Annotated in this window: 7 protein-coding genes and 1 tRNA gene; 3 read left to right on the top strand and 5 right to left on the bottom strand. The window is 75.1% G+C overall.

The window, feature by feature from the left end; genetic code table 11:
* A partial coding sequence (locus ACWFQ8_RS30305; protein ID WP_453789488.1) for a helix-turn-helix transcriptional regulator occupies positions 1 to 1,903 on the bottom strand: 1,903 nt, incomplete at its 3' end.
* A 492-nt stretch (positions 1,904 to 2,395) separates the two neighbouring features.
* Positions 2,396 to 2,818, bottom strand: a complete 423-nt coding sequence (locus tag ACWFQ8_RS30300) for a subtilase-type protease inhibitor (RefSeq protein WP_453789487.1) — start codon at positions 2,816 to 2,818, stop codon at positions 2,396 to 2,398.
* Between the two features lie 484 nt (positions 2,819 to 3,302).
* Between ACWFQ8_RS30300 and ACWFQ8_RS30295 the strand changes: the two genes are divergently transcribed.
* Positions 3,303 to 3,379, top strand: a tRNA-Met gene (locus tag ACWFQ8_RS30295).
* Positions 3,380 to 3,421: 42 nt separating this feature from the next.
* On the opposite strand, the gene ACWFQ8_RS30290 is transcribed toward ACWFQ8_RS30295, so the two are convergent.
* The 3 genes from ACWFQ8_RS30290 to ACWFQ8_RS30280 form a co-directional block, all read right to left on the bottom strand.
* Positions 3,422 to 4,600 (bottom strand): PP2C family protein-serine/threonine phosphatase, encoded by a 1,179-nt coding sequence (locus ACWFQ8_RS30290; RefSeq protein WP_453789486.1) that lies wholly within the window; start codon positions 4,598 to 4,600, stop codon positions 3,422 to 3,424.
* A 43-nt stretch (positions 4,601 to 4,643) separates the two neighbouring features.
* Positions 4,644 to 5,687: a DUF6745 domain-containing protein gene (locus tag ACWFQ8_RS30285; RefSeq protein ID WP_453789490.1), complete on the bottom strand. Its 1,044-nt coding sequence runs from the start codon at positions 5,685 to 5,687 to the stop codon at positions 4,644 to 4,646.
* 102 nt (positions 5,688 to 5,789) lie between these two features.
* Positions 5,790 to 6,116, bottom strand: a complete 327-nt coding sequence (locus tag ACWFQ8_RS30280; RefSeq protein WP_453789485.1) for a hypothetical protein — start codon at positions 6,114 to 6,116, stop codon at positions 5,790 to 5,792.
* Positions 6,117 to 6,304: 188 nt separating this feature from the next.
* Between ACWFQ8_RS30280 and ACWFQ8_RS30275 the strand changes: the two genes are divergently transcribed.
* Positions 6,305 to 7,267 carry an STM4015 family protein gene (locus tag ACWFQ8_RS30275; RefSeq protein WP_453789484.1) on the top strand — a complete coding sequence of 321 codons (963 nt, stop codon included), beginning with the start codon at positions 6,305 to 6,307 and terminating at the stop codon, positions 7,265 to 7,267.
* Between the two features lie 10 nt (positions 7,268 to 7,277).
* The gene (locus ACWFQ8_RS30270; RefSeq protein ID WP_453789483.1) at positions 7,278 to 8,417 is read left to right on the top strand and encodes an STM4014 family protein; all 1,140 of its coding nucleotides are present in this window, start codon (positions 7,278 to 7,280) and stop codon (positions 8,415 to 8,417) included.
* Positions 8,418 to 8,474 lie beyond the last annotated feature (57 nt).

Below are 8,474 nucleotides of genomic sequence, written 5' to 3'. Positions count from 1 at the left end.
GGGCCGCGAGCCCGGCCGGGGCGTCCCCTTCGGCCACCGCGAGCCGTGCGCCGAGGACGGCGGCCACGACCGCGACCACCGGCTCGGGGCGGGGCCCCGCCGCGGCGGCGGCCAGGTCGAGGTGGCGGCGGGCGGCGGCGAGGTCGTCGCGCTCCACCTCGACACCCGCGAGGACCAAGTGGTCGACACCGGTCCGGTGCTGCGGCGGGAGCGCCGCCCCCTCGGCGGCGGCGCGCGCTTCCCGGGCGTGCCCGGCCGCCCTGCTCAACCGGCCGCGCAGCAGGTCCGCGAGGGCGAGCGAACCGAGCGCGTCGCAGTGGGGGTACTCCGTCCCCGGTGCCCCGCACGCGTCGACGGCGGCCGTGAGGACGGTCCCGGCGCGGACGAGCCGCCCGGCCCCGAGCTCTGCCGCGCCCAGAGCGGCCAGGACCAGGGCCCTGAGCTCGGGGCGGGCGGCGAGCAGCGACGGGGGCGTCCCGCGGAGCAGCCGGTCGGTCTCGGCCGCCGCGCGTTCGGTGGCCTGCGGGTCGCCGGCCAGGCGCCCCGCGAGGACGTCGAGGAAGGCACGGGTGAGCTTCGCCGCCGGATCCGGGGCGGCGGTCGGACCCCGGGCGGCCCGGCGCAGCTCGGCCTCGTACCCGGCGAGGTCCCGGTCGGCCAGCCGGCAGGCCGCGCCGACCAGGGCCGCGGCCGCTCCGGGCGTCGCAGCCGGCATGTCGGCGAACGCCCGGCCCAGCCGGTCCGCCTCGATGCCGGTGAAGAGCCGCCCGATCGCCAATTGCTCGACCAGCAGCGACGCCGCGAACGGCCAGTCGCCGGCGGCGGCCGCCTGCGTCACGGCCTCGGTGAGCCGCCCGGTCCGGGCCAGCCAGCGTGCCGCCCGCGCGCGCAACCGGGGCTCCAGGCCGGGGCGGCGCCCGCGCAGGTGCGCGCGCAGGACCTCGGCGAACAGGGGGTGCACCCGGTACCAGGCGGACGCGTCGATCTCCTCGACGAAGGCGTTGTCGCGGGCGAGCCCGGCCAGGGTCGCCGCGCCGTCGCCCCGGCCGGTCAGGGCGTCCGCGAGGTCCGGGTGGACGCGGTCGGTGACCGAGGTCCGCAGCAGCAGGTCCTGGGTGAGGGGCGGCTGCGCGTCGAGCACCTCTTTGAGCAGGTAGTCGGCGATCGTCGTGCGGTCCGCGGCGAACTGCCGGACGAACGCCTCGGGATCGGCGCTGCGCTGCATCGCCAGCGCGCACAGCCGCACCCCTGCCGCCCAGCCCTCGGTCCGTTCCACCAGCAGCCGGACCCCCTCCGCCGAGAGTGCGATCCGGTGCTCGCCCAGCAGCGCCTCGGCCTGCTCGCCGGTGAACCTGAGGTCGGCGTGGCGGATCTCGGTGATCTCGCCGGCCGCGCGGTAGCGGTGCAGCGGCAGGAGCGAGTCCGTTCGGCTGGTGAGCACCGTGCGCAGGCCCTCGCCGGCGTGCCGGAGCACGAAGTCCAGTCCCTCCGTGATCGCGGGCGCCCGGGCCATGTCGAACTGGTCGAGCACGAGGACCGTCGGCCGCGCGGTCCCGGCCAGCCCCTCCGCCAGCCGCACGAGGAGGGACTGACTCACTCCTTCCGCGCGGGTGGGCCGGCCCACGTCGGCCGGCAGCACCACCCCGACCCGGTGGAGGCCCTCCAGGAGGTACGCCCAGAAGGCGCCGGGAGCATCGTCGGGCTCGACGGTCAGCCATACGGCCGAACGCGGTGCGAGCCCCCGGGCGATCCACTGGGCGGCGAGCACCGTCTTGCCCGAGCCGGCCGGCCCGTTCACCAGGGTGAGGGGCCCCCGTGCCCCGCTCGTCAGGCGCTCCAGCAGGTCCGGCCGGTGCACGAGGAGCTTCGGAACGGCCGGCACGGCGAATCTGGCCGTGAGCATGGGGTCCCCGGACGGCGCCGGGCGCCCGGACGGCGGACCGCCGGGCGCTTCGGGTGTGCCGGGCGCTTCGGGGGTGCCGGGTACGTCGAGCCCCGGGGTCCGTAGGGTCCGTGGGGCCCGCGCGGTCCTCATGGGTTGCTTCTGCATGCGGCCACCGGGGTCTGCGGGGTGCGGTGCGGACTGCGACCAGGCCGCACCCCCACTCAAACCGCGATCCGTGATGATCACCAGTCGTGTCACCCGGTCCGGGTGACACGCCTGCGACGGGGCCGTCAGTGGGCGCCGAGCCGGCGGGACCGGGCCGGGCGGCGGCGTCCCGCTGCTGCCGGGCGGCGTGGTTCTCCCGATGAAGGGCTCGCGCACCGCGGCCCGGTCGATCACCCGCCCCGACGGGACCATCGCGGTACCGCCCGTCCGGCCCGCGGCCGGGTCCCCCGTCGGCTGCGGCCCCCTCGCCCGCAGCCGGACCCGGCCTCGCGTGCCGTACCGGGGTCAGAACGCGAAGACCGCGTTCCCGTTCAGCGTCGCGGACATGGCGCAGGAGTTGGAGAAGGTGTGCTTCCAGGCGACCCGGCCGCCCTGCCACACACCGTCCGCCGTGACGGTGACGGGGTCGTAGTGCATCGGACACGCCCGGTCCGGGTTCGGCGCGGCCAGCAGTCGGTCGAACGCGCCGTCGGTGGCGTTCAGGGCCCCGCAGGCGGCTTCGGGGTCGGGGTGCGTTCCCCGGGCGGTCGGGGCACAGCTGAGGGTGGACGCCCGTACGACGGTGCCCGCGCCCTCGTCGTCGCCCTGGGCGACGGTGAAGACCATGGCGGACGGGGCGTACAGGCTTGCGGGCTCGGCCTCCGCGATGCCGGTGGCACCGGCCAGGCACAGAAGGGCAGCGGCGGAGACCGTGGTGAAGCGACGCACAGCGAACTCACTTTCGATTCTAAGGTTGAGCGCGATACCTTCTTGCGATATCGCGACCTGACATGCCTCAGCCTGTCCGATGCGAAGGAGAGTTGCATGTTGATGACCGATTTACGGACAGAGCGTTCACATAGCGGCTACCGAATGGTCGTTCGGGCAGCTCACGGGCGGTGCGCTCGCCCCCGCCGCCGGGGCGGGCCCGGGGCGGGGCGGCCTCCGACCTGCACCCCGAGCTCCGCGCGCCGTGCGCGATTCATCGAACGGCCATGCAGCTTGACCGGAACACGGCGGTCCGAGGCCCGCCGTACCGGAAGGAGCCGTCCCTGCCCGCCTCGGGGTCCGGGGCCGTGGAGCCGACGGTCGAGCGCCCGCTTGACGGCCCGCCGGACGAGGAAACCGCCCACCCGGTCACGAGTGGTGCGGGCCTGAGCAGGAAAGACGGGTGCAGGCAGGGCCCGGAGTGGCGTACAGTGGGGTTCAACGACGCGGGGTGGAGCAGTTCGGTAGCTCGCTGGGCTCATAATCCAGAGGTCGCAGGTTCAAATCCTGTCCCCGCTACCACGTGGAAGGCCCCGGATCCTGATCAGGATCCGGGGCCTTCTGTCATGTCGCGCGTCTCCCTCCCGGGCCGGCGCGGTCCCGTCGGTCCGGTGTGAGCCGGTCGACCAGGATGACCGCCACGTCGTCCGCCAGGGCTCCCTGGGTGTGGCCGATCAACGCCTTGCGCAGACCCTCCAGGAACCCGGGCCGGGAGTGGTCCCGCATCGCCGCCATGGCCGCGGGCAGGTCGAAGAAGGTGCCGGCGTCGTCGCGGGCCTCGATGACGCCGTCGGTGTGCAGCAGCAGCCGGTCCCCCGGCTCGAACGGATAGGTGTCCGTCCACCCGGCCGGTCCGCTGATGAACTCCTCCAGCCCGAGCGGCGGCAGCGGCGCCGTGGGTTTCAGGTGCCGGACCGTGCCGTCGCGCAGCAGCAGGGGTGGCGGGTGGCCCCGGTTGATCATCTCGATACCGGGGCCGTCCGTGACCTGCGCCACGACCGCGGTGACGAACCCCTCCAGGAGGGCGTCGTCGCGGTCCTCGCCGCCCGCGCCCACGATGGCGGCGTCCCGGCGCAGGGCCGCTCCGCAGTGGTTGATGACCTCGACCAGGTCGTCCTCGTAGTGCACGGCTTCCCGGAACGCGCCGAGCACGACAGCGGCGGCGCGTACGGCGGGCAGCCCCTTGCCCCGGACGTCCCCGACGATCATCCGGACCCCGTAGCGGGTCTGGACCGCGTCGTACAGGTCGCCTCCGATCTGCGCCCCCGCCTCGGCCGCCAGGTACATGCTGGCCGCCCGTACGGAGCCCAGCCGGTCCGGCACGGGCCGCAGCAGGACCTCCTGGGCGGCCACGGCGATCCGGCGTACCTGGTTGAGCTCGTTCTCCCGGCGCGTGCGGACCGCGCGGCTCAACAGGAAGCTCGCCACCGACACCAGGGCCAGCGCGAACAGGTTCGTGTAGACCTGCTGACCGCCCCAGGCCTGGTTGTGGGTGGCGGTGATCGCGCTGACCCCGAAGGCCATGCCCGCCGCGGCGAGGGTGCCCCTGGGGCCCATCGACACCGCGGCCAGGGCGGGTGTGGCGACCAGCAGGGGGCCGGTGTACAGGAAGTGGGCGGGCGTGAGCTCGATGAGGAGCACCAGCAGGGCGAGCGCGAAGGGCAAGCACTCGGCGAGGGTGAAAAGGACCTTGTGGTGGCCGCCCGCTCCCGGTCCCGGGGGCGAGCGCCCGGGGGCTCTCATGAGTCCAGCCTGCCCCTCCCGTGCGGACGGCCGCCACTCGGCGTCAGGTCTCCCGTACCGGCGCGTAGGCCTCCGCGTCGAGGCCGAAGGTCCAGGCCACCCCCTGCCGCGCGGTCCGCGTGTCCGGCGGCACCCGCAGCCAGTACGTGCGGCTCGTACCGTCGGGCTCAGGCGTAGAGTTGACCACCTCCACCATCACGACGTCCTCGTCGCCCGGCAGCGGCATCCGCCACAGGACGCCCGTCCCGTCCCGGTGCACCGGTTCGGCGCCGGATGCGTCGAGGTAGCGCTCGTAGCCGTAGTACTCCAGCATCACCCGGCGCAGCTCCGCGTTCTCCTCGTCCCGGATGCGCTCGGGCGTCAACGCGTCCAGGCCGGCCAGGAAGTCCGCGGGCACGGGCATCCCGCGCCAGGCGTGCAGGGCGAAGCCGTCCGGGAACGCGAGGGCGGGCCCGTCACCGCGGTCCAGGCGGCCCGCCTCGTCCCGGTGCAGCTCCACCGGGCGCTCGCAGACCACGGCCAGCCGCTCGTACGGCCACCACCAGCCCGCCGCGCGGGCCACCGCGGCGAGCCCCTCCAGTGGTGCGCCCCGACCCGTGTCGAACGCGCACAGCCAGGCGGCGTCGTGCTGTCCCAGCACGGCGTCCAGGAGCAGCAGCCGGACCTGCGCCTCCCGCGCGGTGTCCTCGGCGAGTTCCTCGACGAGCCCGGTGCGGATGCGTCCGGCCAGGCGCTCCGTGTTCTCCCACAACCGGGCGCCCGTCAGGGCCCATGTCCGGCCCCAGCCCCGGCCGCCCGACCGCTCGTGCGCACGGGCGCGTTCGGCCGCCCACGGCGCGCTGCGGACCGCCTCCCGCACGCTCCGCCCCCGGACCTCCGTCCCCCACGGGCCGTCCGGATCTCCCAGGAGGGCCACTGCGGCCCGCGGGGAGTCCGCCCAGACGATCCGATCCGGTTCGGGCAGGCCCGCCGCGCGGTAGGCGAGGCGTACGCCCGCCTCCGCCCCGGCGCGGTCCGCGGGCCCGGTCGCCGCCGCGACCGCCCGCCATCCGCCGACCCCGTCGTGCGCCGTGTCCGTCCCCTCCACCGGGGCCCCCTCCGTCGTGCTCACCACGTCCGCGTCCTTCACTCGGTCCAGCCCTCGGTCCTTCACCCGGTCCCGCACTCGGTCCCGCACTCGGTCCCGCCCTCAGTCCGCCACGATCCGCACCGATCCCGGCACGTACTCCCGCTGCCGCACCACCCGGTACCAGCCTTTCGGCAGCGGTATCGCGGCGTGCTCCTCGTGCACCACCCGCCCCCCGTCGGGCAGATGCAGCAACGAGGGCGCCAACGGCCCCTGCTCCCGCACCAGCCGGCCCGGCCCCAGCACGGCGTGCGCGTGCCCGGTCACCTCGCCCAGCGCCAGTACGAGCCGCCCGAGCCCGTCCCGCGGCTCCGAAGGCGCCTCCGCGGCGTACGCCGGCACCTGCGACTGCTCCAACGGCACGACGAGTACGTCCCCTTGCCGGTACATACGGGTCCCCTTCCCACGCGCCGCCCGGTGCGCCGCGTCGGTTTCGACGTTAGGGCGCGGCTCTGACAACGGCCCGGCGGCCGCCCTGCCTCGGCCGTTGTCAGTGCCGCTTGCTACAACTTGCAGGCGCACCGGACGCGGCGACCGGGCACAGCACCGGACGAGACAGGCGAGGAACGGCGGGGACCATGAGTTTTGCGAGCCATCTGCGGGAGTCGTACGGACTGCCCGTCTTCGATTTCCCGAAGTCCGACGACGAGAAAGACATGGACCTCCTGCCCGAGGCGGATGCCGTCGCGTGGCGGATCTCCTCCGACCCCTACGACGCCCAGGAGAGCTGGCCCCAGGCGTTCGCCCGGTTCACCGCGGCCGTCGACACCACCCGCGTCCGGGCGATCGTGGTCGGCGCGTGGGAGGAGGCGTACGACAGCGGCCCGGAGGAGATCATCGCCGCGCTCCTCGCCGCCCGCCCCGGACTGCCCGCCCTGCGGGCCCTGTTCCTCGGCGACATGGAGTCCGAGGAATGCGAGATCTCCTGGATCAACCAGGGTGATGTCGGTCCGCTCCTCGACGGCTTCCCCGACCTGGAGGAGTTCGGCGTCCGCGGTGGCAGCGGCCTGGTCGTCCCCCCCTTCACCCACCGGCGGCTGCGCTCCCTGACCGTCCAGACCGGCGGCATGCCCGCCCGGGCCGTCCGCAACATCGCCGCCAGCGACCTGCCCGCCCTCCACACCCTCGACCTCTGGCTCGGCACGGCGAACTACGGCGGCGACTGCACAACGGCCGATGTGGAGCCGATCCTGGGCGGCGACCGCCTGCCCAGCCTGCGCCACCTCGGCCTGCGCAACAGCGACATCCAGGACGAGATCGCCGCCGCCGTGGCCTCCGCGCCCGTCGTCGCCCGCCTGGAGGTCCTCGACCTGTCCATGGGCGTCCTCACCGACGAGGGCGGCGCCGCGCTGCTCGGCGGCCAGCCCCTCACCCACCTGACCGCCCTCGACCTCCACCACAACTACCTCAGCGAACCGCTGAGGCAGCGCTTCCGGGACACCCTGGAGGGCGCCGGCGTACGGCTGTTCCTCGACCGGGACCACGCGGACGAGGACGAGTGGGACGGCCGCGTCTGGCGTTTCGTCGCCGTCGGCGAGTAGCGCGGCGGCCATGACGGAACACGCGTCCCCGCGTTGGGCGGTCGTCGGCAACCGGGAGAACCGCCGCGTCGACCTCTTCGTCCGGGCCGTCCGCGACGCCGGGCTGCCCGCGCCCCGCGTCGTGCCCTGGACCTCCGTCCTGCGCGAGGGCGGCGCCCGCTTCGGCCCCGACGAGCTCGTACGACTCGACTCGCCCGGGGAGAACATCGAGGTGGACCGGGCTCTGCGCGGTCTGGAGGACTCCACCCGGGTGGAGGGCGGAGCCCGCTGGTACGCGCGATTCACCGCGGCCGTACGGAGCCTCACCGGCGGCGTACGGCTCGACGACCCCGACGAGCTGGCCGTCCTCTTCGACAAGCGGCGGTGCCACCGGACGCTGGAGGCCGCCGGGGTGCCCGTGCCCCGGTCCCCGACCTCCGGGGGCGGCCCGCCGGTGGGCGGCTGGGAAGACGTCCGCGCCCTCATGGACCTGCACGGCATGCCGCGCGTGTTCGTGAAGCTCGCCCACGGCTCCTCCGCGTCCGGGGTCGTCGCCGTCGAGACGGCCGGCGGGGGCCGCGTCCGGGCCACCACCTCGGTCGAGACGGCCGAGGACGGACGGCTGCACAACTCCCTGCGCGTGCGCCGGCTGACCGACGAGCGGGAGATAGCCGCGCTGGTCGACGCGCTCGCCCCGGACGGCCTGCACGTCGAACGATGGTGGCCCAAGGCCTCCCTGGCGGGCCGCGCGGCCGACCTGCGCGTCGTCGTCGTGGCCGGCCGGGCCACCCACGTCGTGGTCCGCACCAGCCGCTCCCCCATGACCAACCTGCACCTCGGCGGGAGCCGCGGCGACCTGTCCGCCGTGGTCGAGGCCGCGGGCCCCCGCTGGGCGGACGCCCTGGACATCTGCGAGCGGGCCGCGGCCTGCTTCCCCGGCACCCTGTGCGTCGGCGTGGACCTGCTGCCCGCCGTCGGGTGGCGGCGGTTCGCCGTCGCGGAGGTCAACGCCTTCGGCGACCTGCTGCCCGGTCTGACCGGCCTGCCGGGCAGCGGTGCCGAGGGCCTCGACACGTACGCCGCCCAGGTCGCCGCCGCACTGCCGTACGTACGACACCGCGGCGCCCAGCCGCACCACCACGCGAGGAACGACCACCATGCACCAGCCTGAGCCCGCGGCCACCGGGACGCTTACGCACGGCCCCGACGGGCACGGCCCCGACGTCGG

It is taken from the genome of Streptomyces sp. NPDC055254, assembly GCF_053606025.1.
Note: the sequence above shows the minus strand (reverse complement) of the source record. Positions and strands in the feature narration are given on the sequence as shown.